This is a genomic window from Microcoleus sp. Pol11C2, from assembly GCF_036701505.1.
Lineage (GTDB): Bacteria > Cyanobacteriota > Cyanobacteriia > Cyanobacteriales > Microcoleaceae > Microcoleus.
This window is the reverse complement of record NZ_JAUBQX010000018.1, coordinates 1-18,937: the sequence shown is the minus strand read 5'-3', so window position 1 is coordinate 18,937 and position 18,937 is coordinate 1. Positions and strand designations below refer to the sequence as shown.

Genomic DNA, 18,937 nt, shown 5'->3' with positions numbered 1-18,937 from the left:
TATTGGGAATGGCTGGTTGTTAATTGCTCTGCTCCCCAGACGCGATGAATCGCCTCTATACAAGATACAGCAGATGCGCGCGATCACCTCTTTAATCAGATACCTACTCGAACCTCAGCATAAGCAGTCTCCTCAGTTCCCTTTTGCGAGCCCCTGCTGTGCTGGCAGCTTCAATTCTGGGAAAGTTGGGGACTCAATACACTCGCCCCCTCGGAACAGTTTGACTTGGTATTCCCCGTCAATTAGTTGGTAAACCGAAAAGGTTGGTTGCTTGGGGTTGCCAATAAACCGTCTGCCGCCCAATCCTAGATAGTCTATAATCCAATATTCTTGAATACCCATTGACTCATATGCCTCAAGCTTTAGGGCATAATCATCCCCCCAATTAGTGCTAGTTACCTCGACGATTAGAGGGACTGATGTACCCATTGTGATAATTGATGATTTCTCCCATCGCGGCTCGTTTCCAATGATTTGTTCCTTAAGTACAATAATATCTGGCTCATAGCCGGATTCTTCGCACACTGGTTTGATGACGCATTCTTTGGGGATAAAATATGGCAGTTGTAGCCTTCGGATTTCAAAGTATAGATCTGCTACAAGAAAACCCGTCAATTTAGAATGTTTGCCTGTTGCTTTTGGCATCTCAACAATTTCTCCATTGTGTAGTTCGTAGTGGTGTTCTGAATTTTCAGGATACCAGTCAATGAATTTATCGAATGTTACTAATTCTGTTATGCTTTGAATCATTGTGAGTGCCTCAACTTTGGTTGTTATAAGCTGTACGGGGAATTAAGATTTGGGCAAAAACACAGTCTTTAGACCAAGTAGCGATCGCACTTTTTGATGGCGTCTCTACTGCTGCTGTTGGCGCGATCGCCCTAACCTATAGAATTCTTGTTACCTTCAAGTCTTTCTCGAACAACTTCTTGATAAAAAGTCTCTAAAGCTGTCACGCAAACTTTATCGTCAAACAGATCACCTTGTCGCTGACTCATGCGTTGTGCAATGTCTCGGCGCCACTTTGAATCTATACCCAACTTGACAGCTATTTGAATATATTCTTCTTCATTTTTGGCGATTGTGTCTGTTACTCCCAGCCTTTTGAGAAAGCTATAAGCATGAAGTCCCCGCATAAATTCTCCCGGACAAGTTACTATGGGTAAATTGCAAGCGATCGCCTCTAAAGATGTATTCCCCCCCGACCAAGTGAAAGTATCTAAGAAAATATCGGAAAGAAAGTTAATTGCTATGTAATCTTGTCGAGTTGGAATAGTTCGGAATAGACAGTAATCTTCGCTATCGAGATTAACAGCAGCAAAAGCATTCTTTAGCCGTTCCCGCAGCAGTTCGCCGCGAGGAAAGATAAACTGAGCTTGCGGAACGCGGCGGGCAATTTCTGTTAAAATGAAATCATATTGCGGTAAGTATTTGAAAGGGGCTTGGCAGCATAAATAAATTACTGCATCTTCTCTGAGGTCAAAATCTAAGCGACTGTTGTTTAATTTACCGACGGTTGGTTTTGGGTAGGCAACGCCAATATTCGGCAACTTAATTAAGGTTTCTGAGTAGTGCACTTGTGCATTTTCCGGTTCCATCAATTCACTAGAAATAAAATAATCAATCGTCGGTAAACCCGACGTGACAGGATGTCCCCACGCCGAACATTGCACGGGGGCAAGGCGCAAAGCTGCTATTTGTATAGTTGGTGCGTCCATGCCAATTTCCGGGAAGACAAGAATATGCAATTTATCATCAATAATTTGTTGGCATACGCCTTCTAGGTTGTGAGGAATGTGGCGAAATCGATCGCTGTATTGGCGAAATTGTTCTGTAATTGGATCTGGATCGTTCCCCGTATAGTAACAGTAAATTTCAAATTGTTGGTGGTTGCAATAACGCAACCAGCCAGTCAACCATAAAGTGCCACTGTAAGAATGCAAATAACTAGAAATATAACCGACTCTAATTTTGCCATTTTCCAGCAGTGGAGGCATTGATTGCGGTTGCACCCACTGCGAATAGTTAGCGGCCATAACTTGATGGAGTAAATTAGCATACTTTGATTGCGATTCCACAACATTGTGAGCCTGATATGCTAGGTAAAAATTAGTGAAACTACTAAAACCCCGCAAAGCATTAATTTTGTCTTCGGGAGTTTTTAGGGAGGTTTGCTGAATTAAATTTTCTAATCCTTGGACAAATCTTTCGCTGTAAAATAGGATTTCATGTGATGTGTTATAAACAATCGGCAATGTTAAGTGTTTGAATAGTTGAAAAACATATTCATGGGGCAGTATTTTCGTTGCTCTTTCTGCACTTGATATAGCTTCTTGAGTGCGTCCGTTTTGCTGGAAAATTTTGATGATTAGAAAGTGCAGTTGTCCTGCTGTTGGGTAATAGTGGATGCCTGATTCAAGAATCCCGATCGCTTCTTCGATTCTGTTGAGGTTTCTTAAACACTCGCTTAAGTTACCATACAGTTCTATATCTCCTATTTGGGATACTAAAAACCTTTGATAGTGTTTAATGGCAGCTTCGTATCTTCCTTGACGATAGAGTTGGTTGCCGAATTCTCTCAACGCTAATGCTTGGGAATCAACAGTTATATCGTTAAGTTGTTCCTGTTCCACTACTGGAATTTCTGCGGTTCCAGACTCTGCTATTGCTTGGTGATTTTCCGCATTCAACTTAATTCGATATTGAATCTGTGGCAAAATATTCTGCCACTGGCTTCGATTGAGGTTTTCTAATAAAATAATTTCTGGTTCGCAGCTAGTATCTAAATCTTCTTCCATGAAAAGATTCATCACAATCGCTGATAAAATTAGATTGGCATCTAACTCTGACTTTTCTAAAGGTTCGCTCATATCTATTAAAAGAGTTAGGAAATCGCGATCGGGATGACTTACCAGACTCCTAATCATTAGTTCTAACTCTAAATAAAGAGATTCTTCTGGTTGGTTCCAATCAGGAAAAATCAGCAAATTTAAGGGTTTGAGATTTAAGGTTGCTAGATCCATGTGATTGTCTGTCTCATCTATATTGCTAGGCATGGAGGGGTTTTGGTGTGAATGTTCGATCGCCCCTGATTTAATTTAACTCGTCTTTGGGCGCGATCGCCCTCCATCCCCTATCTTGGCTGTTGGCGTGATCGCCAGCCGAGGATAGCAGCTAAGATGATACTGGGGGTAAAGACGGCAATGAGGGCGTTGAGGTCGGTAGAGGGGATGGATAAGCTAGGCCCTGCGTACTTGATGGCGAGGGAAAGGGCCGCAGATAGGGTGAATACTTTGAGGATGGGGCTGATGTTGGTGTTCATGGACGTGGTAGTTGGTTGTATAATCTGTTTTTCCGCGGGCTGGAAATATTGACCCTCACTATTATGCCAAGTCGCTGCAGTTGTGCCCTGTGGGGTTTGGGGAAAAGTGCGCTCAGTCGTGGGGAGGGTGTTGATAATATTTATGAAAATTTTGGGTAAGCTTCTGTTTAAACGTAGGTTCCCATAACAGAGATTTCCTTCCTTAACCTAACTCAGCAAGAGCATACCTTGTTGCTGGCGATCATCGTTTAAGCAAGCCAAGCATCTTGCCGGCAAAATTGATAAATTATAAGTCGTCAACTCAGGGACTCACAGCCAAAACCGATGATTAGTGTCAAAACTTTTTTAGAGCAAGCTCAAAATCCAGACTATTGGAAAAGCCTAAATCCCCAGCTAAGTGTAGGTGAAGATTTTACTTCACTATCTGGAAGTATTCTTTCAGTTGAGCAAGAACAGATGGAAAAACTGTTGTTCAATCTCAAGAATGAGGGCTACTTTCAAATCGATTCATTTTTGTCTGAAGCAGAGATTTCGCGCATGGCCGCTGGCATTGAAAAACTGCGAGAGTCAGCCTGGCCTGTCCCATTCGGGTTCATTTACGATGAGTTTTGGCATACCTTTAATCGATTGTCTCAGATATTATCAGTTATCCTCGGCCAGGAGTATCGACAGTTGCCCGCTTTTTGGGGTTGGTACATCGACACGACGAATGCTGAAAAAGGATGGCAGCCACATCGCGACAACACTGGCAACACTCTTTTGCCAGACGGGATGCCTAAGTGTGTAACAATATGGATTCCCCTCAGCGATGCCATCCCGCTGAATGGATGTATGTACATCCTCCCAGCTCCTTTCGATCCTAATTATGGCGGTAAGGTCCAAAAAGGTGAAAAAAAGGAAAGTATCAACTTTCAAGATATTCGTGCATTGCCCGCAACTGCGGGTTCTGTTTTGTGTTGGAATCACGCGGTATTGCACTGGGGAGGCCGCAGCAGCGAAAGAGCGCCTCATCCACGCATAAGCTTGGCTTTTGAATTTCAGCGAAGTGACGTTGAGCCATACAAAACTCCACTGCTTGACCCATCTAATCCCCCAAATTTTAATCAGCGTTTGGGCTTGATCGGGAAGCAAATCCTTCAGTACAATCATATGTATCCCTTGTCCGAGGAGATGGCAGAAGTTGCTACAGAACTGGAAAATAAATATCTACTACCCTCAATTAAGAAGCGAGACAACTCTATAATGGAAAATCAAGAATTAGATACAAGAGAGAAAATTTGTCAGCAATTCGATAAGGTTCGCTATCCTAGAACTCCCCTAGAAAAATCTCCAAAGAACGACTATCAGGCTTTATTTTTTCATAATATCGCAACAGCTTACTATTTAAGGAATCAAATAGTTTTAAATACTGAAGGTAAAGTTATTTTGGATGCCGGCTGCGGGAGTGGATACAAGTCATTAGTTTTAGCAGAAGCTAATCCAGGAGCTAAAATAGTTGGCATCGATCTTTCAGAAGAATCGGTTAAAGTAGCTCAGCAGCGTTTACAATACTATGGCTTTGAAAATGTAGAGTTTTACGCACTGCCAATAGAACAAGTATCGAGTTTAAACATCGAATTTGACTATATAAATAATGATGAAGTTCTTTATCTCATGCCTGACCCTGTGGGGGGTTTGCAAGCGATGAAGTCTGTTTTGAAGCCTCGTGGAATTATCCGTACTAACCTCCACAGTTCACGACAGAGAGCGTTGATGTATCAAGCTCAGACTCTTTTCAAAACGATGGGATTAATGGATCAAAATCCCGAAGAATTGGAAATTGAATTAGTCCGAGAAATAATAAAAGCTTTGGACGATACAGTCATGTTGAAAGCAAAAACCTGGCATACTGAATTGTCCCAAAAGGACGATTGGGTGCTGATGAATTATTTATTACAAGGTGATAAAGGCTACACCATTCCCGAAGCTTTTGCCACCTTGAGAGCCGCTAATTTGGAATTAATTAGCATGGTGAATTGGCGGCATTGGGAAGTGACGGATTTATTCAAAGATGCAAATAACTTACCCGCGTTTCTGGAAATGAGCTTGCCAGAAATTTCTGTGGAAGATAGACTGCACTTGTTTGAATTATTACATCCCATTCATCGTTTGATTGACTTTTGGTGCGGTCATGCCAACCAAGAGCAGCAATTTTTGCCAGTTCCTGCATGGACTCTCTCTGACTGGCAGGATGCTAAGGTACATCTTCACCCTCAGTTGAAAAATTCCCAGTCTAAAGAAGACTTACTCAACTGCATCACCAGTCACAAACCCTTTGACATTAGTCGTTATGTGCCTTTGCCAACTCTAATGCCTATCGTGATAGAGAGTAACATGGCTGCTTGTCTGCTACCACTTTGGGAGGGAGCGCAGCCTATGCGGTCTCTAGTGGCTCGGTGGCTGAAAGTCACACCCCTGCATCCCGTCACCCTAGAGTCTGTAAGTGAGGCGACGGCCTTTGAGCAAGTCAAGGAACTCTTGACTAGGCTGGAATCCTTTATGTATGTGCTTTTGGAGCGATCGGCTTGATTTGTAAAAAAAAAAAAACCGATGTTGATATGAAAGCCAGCGAAAGTGGGTAAGTTAAGTGTACGAGTTAGAAATCAAGCATCACACGCCTCTAGGAGAAACAAACCATGAAGACTGAATTTAAAGCCAGATTCCTGCAACACCTCAACAAAAAAAGACAGGATAAGGGTTTCACGCTAATTGAACTGTTGGTTGTTATCATCATTATCGGTATTTTGTCTGCTATTGCTTTGCCTTCCTTCTTGAACCAAGCTAATAAAGCTAAGGAATCAGAAGCTAAGCAGTACACGGGTTCTATGAACCGAGCTCAGCAAGCTAAATTCGGGGAAGCAGGAGGCTTTGCAACTACTGTTGATGGTTTAGGAATTGGCATCAAAACTCAAACTACTAACTTCAAATACGAAATCAGCGGAACTCAGAGCAATGCTAACGAAATGGGTCATCAAGGAGTACCTATCGTCAAAGCACTGAGAGCTTATACGGGAACTGTAGGTTTGACTCAAAATGCTACTACGAGTGAAACAAGCACTGTGGCAGTATTGTGCGTAACTAAAGTTACTCAAACAACTGCTCTTGCTGCTGTGAGCGTGGCTGCTAATAACCTAGTGTGTAATGCTGCCGATAGCGACCCAGTAAGCAAGTAAACAAGGTATCAGAAAAGTGTCTTTTGCCTTTCTCGGTTGAAAATTTCACATTTGCCCACGAGTTCATCCCACAGATTTAAGCTGTGGGATGAATTATAGTAACTATGACGCCTAAATACCCATTGACTGAGCCTATCGATTGGCAACAACAAGCTGAGAAATTCCTGCTAGGAGGCAATTACCCTCAAGCAGAGCATTTGTATGAGCAGGCAATTGAAGCGGAGCCGGACATCAAGTCTCATTACTGGCATTTGGGATTGATGTTGCTGTTGCAGGGGCAAGAGGCAGAAGCTCAGACGACTTGGCTACTAGGTATGGCGGAGGGGGAGCCAGAACAGGTTGAAATTTGGACAGGCGAATTGTTACTGGTGCTGCAACAGGAAGCCCATCGGCAAGTAACTCTCGAAAACTATGCAATGGCTTGGACAATCCGCCAACATATTAGGGAAATTACGCCAGAAGACATTAATAACCTGTTGCATTTAATTGGTTTGTCTATCCTGCTGGAGAATTATAGGGGAGATGAATTAAGTGCTTTAGGCGTGATAGAACTGTTAGATCGGGAGCTATTAATACCATTAGATTTGGACCTATTGATGCAAGTGTTGAAGAGTGTTTTAGATTATGCTCCTTTTCACCCATCATCCCTAGCATTTGCATCGGTCTCTGTAGCTCATATCCGCGAGTTGGAAGTCTTTGTTCATTTGATAGTGATAACGTCTATAAATATTGCTAACTCGTCCCCACATTTAGCAGCTCGTTTTCTTGAAATCTGTCGTCGTTTAGATCCTGAAAGTCTGGAACATAGTCATCGGTTGAGTTTTTTGCATCATTTGGCTAGTTTTTACCAAAACGCTCGACAATATGATGAGGGTATAGAAGTAGCAAAGTTGTGCTACTCTTTGGCAGAGGAACTATACGATAAAGTTTGTGCTAATCATAAAGTTTTGCGCGGATTAATGGGGGCTGTTGGCTATTGGGAAGAGGTATGTTTGCTGATTGAGCAGCATAAATCCCAGCTAGAAATGCTGATAGCTCAACAGCCCAGGTCCTTGAGTTCCTACACCGTTGTCAGTCTGTTTACTAGCACCTTCTTTTTTCCCTACTTGCAGGATAACGCCAGAAATAATAGACAAATTCAAAATCAAGTGGCAGCGCTATGCCAAGCTAATATTGAAGTTTATGGTCAGGAACAGGTAGAGCGCTACCAAAAGCGCCATTTAGTTAATAAAAGCAGTGGTATTGCCTCTAAAAAATTGAAAATAGGCTATCTATCTCATTGCTTCGGAATGCACTCGGTGGGCTGGTTAGCACGATGGTTGTTTCAGTATCACGATCGCGATCGTTTTCAAATTAATTCATATTTTATGGCTTATAGAAAAAAACCGATATATGACTCGTTAGAAGACTGGTATAGTCAGCAGGCTGATCGGGCTTTTCAAGGCAGTTTCTATCCATTTGAAATGGCCGATCAAATATCTCAAGATGAGGTTGATATTTTAATTGATTTAGATAGTACAACCTTAGATTTGAATTGCGAGGTGTTGGGACTTAAACCTGCACCTATTCAAGTTACTTGGCTAGGTTGGGATGCTTCCGGATTACCTGCTATTGATTACTTCATTGCCGATCCTTATGTTTTACCGGAGTCTGCTGAGGATTATTACAGCGAAAAAATTTGGCGCTTACCTCATACTTATATAGGTGTAGATGGTTTTGAGATGGATGTACCCACTCTGCGACGCGAGGATTTGAGTATTCCCAGTGATGCTGTTGTATATATGAGTTCTCAAGTAGGCTACAAAAGGCATCCAGAGACGGCGCGACTACAGATGAAAATTGTTGCTGAAGTTCCTAATAGTTATTTTTTAATTAAGGGTGGGGCTGGCGAAGAATCGCTTAAAAGTTTCTTTAATCAGTTAGCGGAGGAAGAGGGTGTGAAGATGGATAGATTGCGATTTTTGCCGCAAGACCCTACAGAAGCGATTCACCGAGCTAATTTAGGTATTGCTGATGTTGTGCTGGATACTTATCCTTATAACGGTGCTACAACTACTCTCGAAACTCTCTGGATGTGTATCCCTCTTGTGACGCGGGTAGGTGAACAATTTTCTGCACGAAATAGTTACACAATGATGATGAATGTGGGAGTAACGGAGGGGATTGCTTGGACTGATGATCAATATGTGGAGTGGGGGGTTAGGCTGGGTAAAGATGCGGTTTTGCGACAACAAATTAGCTGGAAATTGCGACAGTCAAGGCTAACTTCTCCTCTGTGGAATGGCAAGCAGTTTGCCCGTGAGATGGAGAATGCTTATGAGCAAATGTGGCAGATATATATGGAGAAGAGGTAGTTGAGCAAGGTAAGTGAGTGTGAAAATATCTGATTCTATTAGCTTTTTCAAGAAGTATAATTACCTAAGTGTATTTCTGTTTATATTAATATTTTGGTTTTTCATTTTGAGCGCCAGTGGTTCGTTGTTTTCGGGATATCACTTTACTGATGACCATGAAATAACTCATATTAACTATAATTTAACTGTTCAAAAACTGGGTATTTTTCAAGTAACTAGTCAATGGATTCACAATGATTTGCTAACTGGAAGGTTCCGACCTTTTTATTATGTTCATAGAATCCTGGCCACAAGATTACTAGGAGTTAACTTCGGGTGGTGGTCATTTTATACGGGAATGTTAGGGGTTTTGACTACTTTTTTCCTATTTATATTTTGCCAACTGATAAGATTTTCAATAAGTGAGGCACTACTATTTTCATTTTTAACAACGTTAGGCGCACAATCAGCGATATGGTGGCAACTTGGGCCTGCGGAAACAATAGGTACATTCTTGCTAGCGGCGGCTTTAGTATTTGCTGCACTGAGTGAACTATCTAGTAAATATAAAAGTTTATATGAAATTTTATTTGTTTTTTTAGTTTTAATAATGTCTTTGTCCAAAGAAAGTTTTATCCTTGTGATTCCAGCTATAGCTTTGATAAAAGTATGGCTGTCTTATCATCTCAAAACTTTGGTATGGCATGAATCTCTTAAGAAAAATAGTTTATTTATATTTATTTTAGGCTTATTTTTTACGGTTGAGCTTTTATTAGTAAAATTTTATATTGGGCTAACTCCTGAGATTGGATATGCTGGTGTTGAGGGATTTAGTATTTCCAGAACCATCAGTGCTACTCAAAATTTAAGCCAGGCTGGTTATTGGTGGATAATATTAGCCTGCTTCATAGGAATTAGGTTAACGATTAAACCCCCTTATTCTTACTCCTTACCTCAGATTGTAAACGTTTTATATTTTCCTATTATTTTACTTTTCTTAGTTGCAGTACCTCAAGTATTGCTTTATGCTAAGTCGGGAATTGTTCAACGATACACATTTCCCGGAATTTTAGGTTATTCTTTTTTAATAATAAGTCTCTACAATTATCTGAATAAAACTTATCAAGTTGCAGCTAAGTTAATTTTATTATTAATAATGATTTCTTTAAGTTTTAACTTAACTGTAGCTTGGGATGCTGCTCATACCTTTGCTAAGGAAGGGAAATCTACCACTGCTTTACTGCGAACAATAGAAGCCAAGATTAAGGTAAACGATCGAATTTTAATTGTTTCAAACCCTCATCTTTCCTATGAATGGAGTTTTTCACTCAAGAAATATCTTAATTATGTATCAAATAGAAATAATTTATATTTCCACAGCTATGTGAACAAAAATAATTTCTTCTTTCAAAAAGTAGAAAGCTTTTATGAGCATCAAAATCTGGAGCGGGTTCAAAATAAAAATGATGTCCAATGCGTTGTGCTTTTCCCCTACCAAAAGGATATATTTTTACGTAACTCATCTTGGTTTCTAAGGAATAAGTTTGAGGAGTATGAATTTGGGAATTTTAATCGAAACTTAAATAAAAATACTAAAATTTTCCTTTACTGTAAGAAGTAGATAGAATTTTAAATTTAGGAATTGCCTATGTGTTATTGGATACTGATCCTGAGAATGGTGCTACAACTTATATCCTATGGCGATAATATTAAAGTTTTCTCGTCGCACCTCTAAATTGCGGAAACCAGCTTGCTGCATTTTTCCCTCAAGGCTCTGGGCTGTGAATGCTGTATGGTGAGCCATGTAGTAATTGCCAGTAGCAATTGCTTTCCTAAGACCATAAAAAATATCAATCGCAGCAATCGGGCCAGCAGGAGAAATATACAAAGGAGATTCTTCTAAGTTGCCCTTAGCTACTGCCTCAGCTACTATCTCGATATCTGGCACAAGAATCATGGCAAAGCCTTCTGGCTTTAAAACGCGGTGAAATTCTGCTAGAACAAGCGGTACTTGATGATAATAAACGTGCTCCACATTGTGGGATGAATAGACGGCATCAACTGACTCGCTAGGTACAGCACTCATATCTATGATTGAGCCAATGATATCCGGCCTCACAGCCGGGTCAATATCCAGTCGCACCTCTTCCCATTCATTGGTAGGAAAGGTTTCAGGTAAACTATTTGGATAATAAGGCCCACAGCCAACATGAAGTATCTTCTTAAGTGAGGTATTTTGGAATAGAGCTTTTGGCAATGCCGAGGTTACTGTTTCTTGTTGCTTTAACCTTTCTTGCACAACTTGTTCATAGAATTGCTCAAGAGCCTTAACACAGGTTTTGTCTTCATAAAGATTAGTGTGACGCTCACTCATCTGCTGCGAAATATTCCGTCGCCATTGCGGGTCTAATCCCAACTTAACCGCAATTTCAATATAGTCAACTTCGTTTTCGGCAATAGTATCTGTCACCCTTAACATTTTCAGGATTCCATAGGACTGACGACCTCGCATGAATTCACCCGGAGAAGTCACAATAGGTAAATTACAGGCAACAGCATCAAAAGTGGTATGACCCCCTGAAAAACTTAAGGTATCCAGAAAAACATCTGAATTTAACAGGAGACTGATATAACTTTCCCAATTTTGACTAGGCAAAAATACACAATAATCCTCGCTATTCAAATTAACTTCAGCAAAGACTTTCTGTAACCGCTGGCGGAATTTTGTTTCTTGAGCTTTAGAGGCGTTATTTAAAAATTTCGCTCGAAACAAAAATACAAGCTGAGCTTGGGGAACTCGCCGAACTATTTCGACAAAAATATAATCATGCTGAGGTAAATATTTAAAATTCAATTGACAAGATAGATAGATAACAGCATTATTGCGAAGCTGAAAATCAGAACGAGTTTTAGTTGGTTTGGGAATAAAGGGTTTTTGATAGGAAATCCCCAGATTGGGTAGCCGAACTAACTGTTCAGTATAGTGTTCTTGAGCATTGTGGGGTTCGAGCAAGTCACCAGATAAAAAGTAATCAATAGTTGGTAGTCCAGAAGTCACTGGATGTCCCCAGGTACTACATTGAATAGGAGCCAAACGTAGGGAGGCCAATTGGGTTGTAGGTGCCCACATTCCAATGGCTAAAAATACTAGGATATGCAACTGATCTTTAAATATTTGCTGACAAGTCGCTTCTAAGTTGTCAGGTATGTAATAAAAAAAATCACTTGATAACCTAATTTGTTGAGTGGTAGAATCTTTACCTACGTAGGAAGCTGTATGGTAACAGAAAATTTCAAACTTGTCTCTGTCGCAATCTTTTAGCCACCCTAACATCCATTTAGCTGCACTGGTATTACCAATTGCATCAGAAATATAGCCAATCCGAATTTTACCATTGTTTGCAATCGGCGGCATCTGTACAGGATTTACCCATGCAGGATAGTTAGATGCCATAATTTTATGAATAAACTTGCCGTACTTTTCTTGTAATTCTCGGTCGTTTTTACCTTGATAAGATAGGTAAAAATTTACATGGCTGCTCGTAGCGACTAAGGCACTTTTTCTATCTTCTGCACAGTCTAGCTTAATTCTATTGATGACATTTTGCAGTCCTTGAATGAATTGCTGACGTGAAAATACTATTTGCTCATAATTTTCATAAAATGATGGCAAGATCAATTGGTTTATCATGTAAATATAGAAGTCATCGGGGTTACAAATTAATGCTTCTTTTGCACTTGCAATTGCTTCTTGAATACAACCATTTTCATTCAAAATATTAATCATTAGGTGGTAAAATGCTGTCTCATTAGGATAATGCCTAATGCCTTGTTGAATAATATTCAGACTTTCTTCTACCCGGTTTATTTCATTTAAAGCACTTGCCAGAAAAAGATAATTGTTGGGTTCTATATATTGATTAGTCTCTAATAAAGCTTGAAAATATTGTACAGTTTCTTCATAATTACCTTGGCGATAGCAAGAATAACCAAAATAACTCAAGGATAAGGCTTTTTCTCCTTGAGCTTCATACGCTAATCCTAAATTATTAAGAATGTCAGGATCGCGAGGCTTGAGAGTCAAAGCTTTTAGATAAAACTCAATCGCTTCATCCCAATTGCTATTAATCATAAGCAAGTTGCCTAAATTTTGATAGCTGCCAAAATCATCGGGAGTTTCTTGAATTGCTTGACGATAGATATTTTCTGATTCTTGAATTTGTCCTATTTTAAGCAAAATATTTCCAAGATTATTATAAGCGTCAATATGTTTGGGATTAAGCTCAATCGTCTGTCGATAAGCCTCAATTGCTTGCTGATAATGAGAGGCTTTTTCTAAAGCTAAGCCCAAGCTATAATAAACCATAGATTTTGATGGATCAAGTTCCAAAGATTTGGCTAGGGTATCAATTGCTGCTTGATATCTTTCAGTCTGATAATAAATAATTCCCAAATTCATCCAAGCAGCAGCATTATTGCTTTCATAAAGCAATATTAATTTATACTTTTTTTCTGCCTCCGCATATCTATGACCATGAGTTAATAATGCGGCTTCTGTGAATAGACCACTCACTGATTCTTTATGCTGATATAACTGAGTTTTTCTCAGAGTTTCAATGACAGATTGAGTATTGGAACTATATTTAAAATCGGGATCATTATGAATCCTATTTTTGTCCCAACTGAAAATAGAGATGCCATTCCAAAACGTCTCCTCAAAAAATTTTGCTGTTGGCAAATTAAGGACAAGTTGATATTGAGGATTAGTTAATGTAAAATCTAAGATAGCCTGCTGAACTTGGTCTGAGTTAGCATTACCTAAAACAATTAGGGCTTTGTCGGCCAGAAAAGGCTTTACTAAAAGTAAGCCTAATATTTGAGAACGGTAGTCATAACTAGCATCATAAAAATAAACACCAATTTTTTCATCCAGTCCTATCTTTTGCAGTTCCCCAAAAAACTCCTCAAAGTCTTGATTACAAAAAAATACTTGCTCCTCTAGATTAAATTCATATAAACTATTGGTCAATCTTTCTAAGTTTTGACCTGAAGCGTCAAATTCAGAGAAATTATCTATGGCATAAGCCATACAATCTGGATGATTAAGGAGAGCACCGATTAAACTAGCTCCCCGCAAGCAACCAATCTCACAATAGACTTCCTCTGGTTCCATGCAGTCTACTGCCAAGTTGAGCAATTGCATAATATTGGGCGTTGTCATTCCCTCAACTTGTTCAAGGATCTCCCTAAAGCGCAGAGATTTCGGCTGTACAGATGGGAGATTCCAGTTATTATAATAACTAGGAAGATGGTTGATAAATTTTTGAACGTCCATACAAATTTCATCCTTAATTTTAGATTATTTACTTGGCGACGGTTCGCCTCTCTTTGCTATGGAAGAAAAGTTACACTATTTTAGCTCCCATCCTCCTGATTCTAATGGAACAAGATTTTTGTTGCAAAAAATGTTGAGTTTAAATGATGGAATATTTGGGACGGCAATTTGAGCGATCGCCTGTCTATTTTCATTTTCCAATACAATTCTCCCATTCAGGCGCGGCATCAGAACTGACCACTGAATTTCGCTCAACTGTCCAATCAGTGAAATTTCCGGCCCATCAGAAACATCTAAATCTTCTTCCATTAAAAGATTCATCGCTACGCTTGATAAAACAAGATTAGCATCTTCGTCAGAAATATCGCTGCTGTCTACTAATAGAGTCATCTTGCTTTTGTCGGGGTGAGTTGCGATCGCTCTCACCACTCGTTCCAATTCTAAACCAAGAGACTCTTCTGGCTGCGTCCAATCTGGAAAAACAATTAGATTAATCTCTTTCAAGTTTAAACGCACTAGAGTTTGGTCAATCAGCGCTGAACTAACCGTTTTCGCCATTTTTGACCAAGAGAACTTTTTGGCTTGTTCCAACCCAGCCGCAATTAATGAGTTGCGAATCTTGGGTTTTTGTACCTCGCAAAGGGCATTAGCCAATCCCTCAACATCATCATCATTCACATATAATGCCGCTACGCCTGCAACTTCTGGAAGAGAAGAATTAGGACAAGTAATGACTGGACAACCGCAGGCTATCGACTCCAGTACGGGCAACCCAAATCCTTCATATTTCGATGGATAAACCAGTGCCACAGCACCGGCATAAGCTAATCTCAATTCCTCATCATCAAGTTGAAGTTTGTGAACTACAGTACCTGAAGTATAATTTCTCAACTCTCCTTCTAATAAAACTCCACTCCCTGTACATACTATTTCAAAGCCTTGTTTGCTGGCAAGTTGAGCAAAAGCTTTAAAAAACAAGATACTATTTTTATAATTAGCGCCTCCACCTACTGAAATAAAGTAGGGTTTGGAGATACCATATTTATTTTTAAAACCCTTAATATTTTCTTGACTAGCCAGTGAAAAAAGACTTTGAACTCCACATTGAGCTACCGTTACAGACTTAGGAGCAACTTCTGGGAAAAACTTTGCTAAGTCTCTGGCTGTATTTTCAGAAATTGCTATATAAGCAGAAGCATGGCGGATAGCATGATGTTTTTCCTTCCACATGGGTTCATGAAAATTTGCTCCCACCACTTCGGGAATCATGTCATAAGCCATGAATACAGAGGCCGTTGACAGGGGTGTTGTGTAGTAAGTGGATATAAATAAGTCCGCACCAGTTTCATCACATACTTGCTGTAACATTTCCCGGTCGGCCTCAGTTTTACTATAATCATAAGCAGGGACGGTACAATACCTAATTCCCGGAACTTTTGGCGAGGTACCCACCCTATCCAATACAATTATGTGCTTGGCAAAACCATTTTCTGTCCATTCTTCTAATAGCGACCTCCAAACACGGGCAATTCCTGTGTGGTACATTTGAAAGAATACACCGTCAATCAGGATGGTTAACCCGCTTCGCGAGTCGCCGCTCTCTTCTATTTCAGCAATTTGTATCTTTGTTTGCTGTTGAATATGAGTAATTTTGCTAACAGCTTTAAAGAAGTCATTTTGTAAAAGCGACGCCTTATTAACCGCCGCTAATTCTCCTTTTGCTAATTCTTGAAATAAATCTTCCGGCAATTGTTTTTCTGTTAGTAAATGCAGAGACGAACCATTTGAGTAGAAATTGAGATTAAATTTAGTAGCAATTATAGAAAGAGCTTTAGCTGTGTAAAGAGAAACGTGCTGACCTTCGTGAAGCACGTAGTACCACCACTCATCAGGTTTAGGATTGCTTTCTGGCAGCAATTCTGTGCTCAATAAAATATTTCGGGATTTTTTTAACAAAATTTCCAGCTCATCTATGGGGTGAACCAGATGCTCAAATACTTCAAACGCCGTCACTAATTCAAATTGGTTATTTGCGGCTGCATCAATCTCAAATCCTTGAGAAAATATATTTTGACAAAATTTGTCTAGCCAGTAAAAGTCAAATCCCGCATCTCTCATCAGCCTGACAAATAGACCGTAACCGCCACCGTAGTCGAGAAATCTTGACTGATGATTAAAGAAGTTAAATAATAAGTTTTGTGTTATTTGTGAAAATGACAAATTTCTAAACGCTAAGCCCACATCACTGCTCGCTATTGGCTGAGAATAAGCTTCGTCTAACCAGTATGGTTCCTCAGTCTGAACAAATCCGCAGTTGGAACATTGAAAATAATCTACATCATATTTTCCTATAACTTTACCCTGGGCAAAATGATAGGCATCGGATTCGCAAACTTTGCATTTAAGTGCCATATAATATAGTAAATTTATAACTTCTTGTAACTATTAGCTCTATTTTTTTCCTTCTATTGTCTGTCGCGCCTGCCCTAAAAGCTCCTTATAATCAGCTCTGTTAGGATTTAGCTTGACCAACTTCTCCAAAGGCTCGATCGCCCCCACCTTATTATTCATCTGCAACCGCACATTTGCCAACCCCTCAAGAGCCGTCTGATTCTGAGGTTCCCGCTGCAAAACCGTCTGATATCCCCGTTCCTGCGCCGCCAGCAAAGATTCCTGGGAAACAGCAGCAGTCGCCGGTTTTTGTTGGTGCTGGCTGCTCAAACCGCTGCTGAACAGACTCACCATACCAAAAATCGCAGAACCAGCAAACCCAGCCATCGATACGAACGCAAAAATCTGCTTAATTCGATCGCCCTTATTAACTGGACGAGGGCTAGATTGTTTCTGTGTGCTTTCCATTGCTAACTCTTGGCGTCTCTGTTTTCCAGGCTCTCAAGGAGCGCCTATATGTAGATTGCCCAAGTTCGAGCGCAAAACGATCGCGCCTCCCAATTTAAAATTTTCGCTAACACTTCATACACATCAACCGATATTTGTCAAGCAAATTCAACCAGTTGTCAGGTTCACAAGCTGGCCGAGCTTGTAACAATTATCCTATAATTTTGCCAAGACGCGCCCGAAAGCAGTACGGCAAATACTGCGTCCAGACGACTTACTTCTCCAATCTTGTCAACTCAACGCAGGGAGCAATACAATTATGCCAATGCTTGCTGTCTCAGAGCATATAGAGACAGTCGGCTGTTTTCCCAAAACCAGACTTCAGGGATTTGCAGCCGTTTGTAAGGCTTTAGCTTATCAATTCCGCCGCTAGTGACGACTACTTCGATCGCTAAATCTGGACGTTCTCTGTCAGTACCCAATTCGTAAGACTTGTCTGCTTCACACTTCACCTGTCGCGATTCATTTTCTAATGTCAATGAACCAGTTGGAGTGTAACCGAAGCCTGCATTTAGCAAATATGTTTCTACCAACGCACCGATACGTCCCTTGGCTATTTCGTCTTTTCTTCCAGCCTTTTTCTGAATCTCCAGTATCCCATCTAAAAATGACAGCCGAACCCCTGGTATATCCAGCATCGGTTCTAAGGTTTTGAATTGTTCCCAGCTTAATCCTGGAAATAGCAACGGCGGATCTAATTTTTATTCTAATGTTGTTGCACTCATGGCGCTCCTTAATTCCCAATCGAAAATCTAAACTCTAAACTCTAAACTCGATCGCTCTGGCTCCTTGATTCCCAATTATTCAATCTAAAATCTAAAATCGATCGACCTTCAAATGCCATCAGGATCGATACTCTGACTTCTCAAGTATGCCATTAGTCGATCTGCCCTCTGGCGTTCCTCTTCGGCGCGCTGGCGTTCCGGTTCCACCCGTTCGGCACCCCACAGCAGCAAATTGCCATTCCCATCCCACCAGCGCAACCAATAACCGGTTCTCTGAGATTTTTCACCTTCCCAAAACCCCAGAAATAAACTCATTGATTCTCCAGGGTAAGCGCATCTAATTTGGTAGTTAAAAATACAGATTATTGGGTACATTTATATCATGACAGATATCGTTTGAGGCTCGGAGATGTTATCTAGTAGACTGGTGAGTACAAAGTTTCTATCTTACTTAGCAGGTCGGTCTTATGGCATCAGGTTTCACATCGGAAAAACACAGGATTAAAAGGTCAAAAAAATTGAGTATAGCTCAGGCAACTGAACTGACAGAAAAAATGGTCTTAGTATTTGCCCAAATCAAAGACCCCGGTGTAGCAAGAACCCGTGTTCATGTATTAACAGATATTTTAATTATCGGAATATTGTCAGTGATTGCAGGGGGTAACGGATGGGAAGACATGGAAAATTATGGAGTAAGTAAATGTGAATGGTTGGAGCAGTTTTTAGCTTTACCAGGAGGTATCCCGAGTGCGGATACATTTCGACTCGTCGAGTGAACGCATTAATCCCAAAGTATTTGAGCAATGCTTTCGACGTTGGATAGAATCAATAGTTGAGGTAGCAGGAGCGCAGGTAATTCCCATTGACGGTAAGACCCTTAAAGGCTCATACGATTCTTGGCAAGGCAAATCCGCTTTACATCTAGTTAGTGCCTGGTCGAGCGAATATCGTTTGGTTTTAGGACAAGTAAAGGTGGCAGATAAATCAAATGAAATTACCGCAATTCCTGCATTATTAGAGTTATTAGACATAGCCGGATGTATTATTACGATTGATGCCATGGGTACACAAACAGCAATCGCCTCTCAAATTTCTCACGCCCAAGCTGATTA

General features: G+C 40.3%; 13 protein-coding genes and 1 pseudogene. 7 read left to right on the top strand and 7 right to left on the bottom strand.

Annotation, left to right across the window (positions count from 1 at the left end):
- Positions 1-132: 132 nt before the first annotated feature.
- Both QUA42_RS12830 and QUA42_RS12825 read right to left on the bottom strand, forming a co-directional pair.
- Positions 133-750: a Uma2 family endonuclease gene (locus QUA42_RS12830; RefSeq protein ID WP_333137602.1), complete on the bottom strand. Its 618-nt coding sequence runs from the start codon at positions 748-750 to the stop codon at positions 133-135.
- Between the two features lie 131 nt (positions 751-881).
- Positions 882-3,056, bottom strand: coding sequence for an O-linked N-acetylglucosamine transferase family protein (locus QUA42_RS12825; protein ID WP_333137601.1), 2,175 nt, complete (start codon positions 3,054-3,056; stop codon positions 882-884).
- A 590-nt stretch (positions 3,057-3,646) separates the two neighbouring features.
- On the opposite strand from QUA42_RS12825, the pseudogene QUA42_RS12820 reads away from it, so the two are divergent.
- The 5 genes and pseudogenes from QUA42_RS12820 to QUA42_RS12800 all read left to right on the top strand — a co-directional run.
- A pseudogene (locus QUA42_RS12820) lies at positions 3,647-4,300 on the top strand (phytanoyl-CoA dioxygenase family protein); the annotation flags it as partial.
- Between the two features lie 264 nt (positions 4,301-4,564).
- Positions 4,565-5,890, top strand: coding sequence for a class I SAM-dependent methyltransferase (locus QUA42_RS12815; protein ID WP_333137666.1), 1,326 nt, complete (start codon positions 4,565-4,567; stop codon positions 5,888-5,890).
- Between the two features lie 107 nt (positions 5,891-5,997).
- On the top strand, positions 5,998-6,534 hold the full coding sequence (locus QUA42_RS12810; protein ID WP_333137600.1) for a type IV pilin-like G/H family protein: 537 nt from the start codon (positions 5,998-6,000) through the stop codon (positions 6,532-6,534).
- Between the two features lie 122 nt (positions 6,535-6,656).
- The gene (locus QUA42_RS12805; protein ID WP_333137599.1) at positions 6,657-8,888 is read left to right on the top strand and encodes an O-linked N-acetylglucosamine transferase family protein; all 2,232 of its coding nucleotides are present in this window, start codon (positions 6,657-6,659) and stop codon (positions 8,886-8,888) included.
- Between the two features lie 19 nt (positions 8,889-8,907).
- A complete protein-coding gene (locus QUA42_RS12800; protein WP_333137598.1) occupies positions 8,908-10,488 on the top strand; it encodes a hypothetical protein in 1,581 nt (526 codons plus the stop codon).
- Positions 10,489-10,548: 60 nt separating this feature from the next.
- Here the strand turns inward: QUA42_RS12800 and QUA42_RS12795 are convergent, their stop codons facing one another.
- The 5 genes from QUA42_RS12795 to QUA42_RS12775 form a co-directional block, all read right to left on the bottom strand.
- A complete protein-coding gene (locus QUA42_RS12795; RefSeq protein WP_333137597.1) occupies positions 10,549-14,202 on the bottom strand; it encodes an O-linked N-acetylglucosamine transferase family protein in 3,654 nt (1,217 codons plus the stop codon).
- Between the two features lie 75 nt (positions 14,203-14,277).
- The gene (locus QUA42_RS12790; protein WP_333137596.1) at positions 14,278-16,614 is read right to left on the bottom strand and encodes a methyltransferase domain-containing protein; all 2,337 of its coding nucleotides are present in this window, start codon (positions 16,612-16,614) and stop codon (positions 14,278-14,280) included.
- Between the two features lie 39 nt (positions 16,615-16,653).
- Complete coding sequence (locus QUA42_RS12785) at positions 16,654-17,061, bottom strand: tetratricopeptide repeat protein (RefSeq protein ID WP_333137595.1); 408 nt, start codon at positions 17,059-17,061, stop codon at positions 16,654-16,656.
- Positions 17,062-17,357: 296 nt separating this feature from the next.
- Entirely contained in the window at positions 17,358-17,786 is a 429-nt protein-coding gene (locus tag QUA42_RS12780) for a Uma2 family endonuclease (protein ID WP_333137594.1), read from the bottom strand.
- A gap of 147 nt (positions 17,787-17,933) precedes the next feature.
- Positions 17,934-18,140: a hypothetical protein gene (locus tag QUA42_RS12775; RefSeq protein WP_333137593.1), complete on the bottom strand. Its 207-nt coding sequence runs from the start codon at positions 18,138-18,140 to the stop codon at positions 17,934-17,936.
- A gap of 203 nt (positions 18,141-18,343) precedes the next feature.
- Between QUA42_RS12775 and QUA42_RS27750 the strand changes: the two genes are divergently transcribed.
- Together QUA42_RS27750 and QUA42_RS12770 are read left to right on the top strand one after the other, a co-directional pair.
- Positions 18,344-18,601, top strand: a complete 258-nt coding sequence (locus QUA42_RS27750) for a transposase family protein (RefSeq protein WP_445301313.1) — start codon at positions 18,344-18,346, stop codon at positions 18,599-18,601.
- Positions 18,573-18,937, top strand: a 365-nt coding sequence (locus QUA42_RS12770) for an ISAs1 family transposase (RefSeq protein ID WP_445301312.1), incomplete at its 3' end; no start/stop codon positions are given. The genes QUA42_RS27750 and QUA42_RS12770, both read left to right, overlap by 29 nt.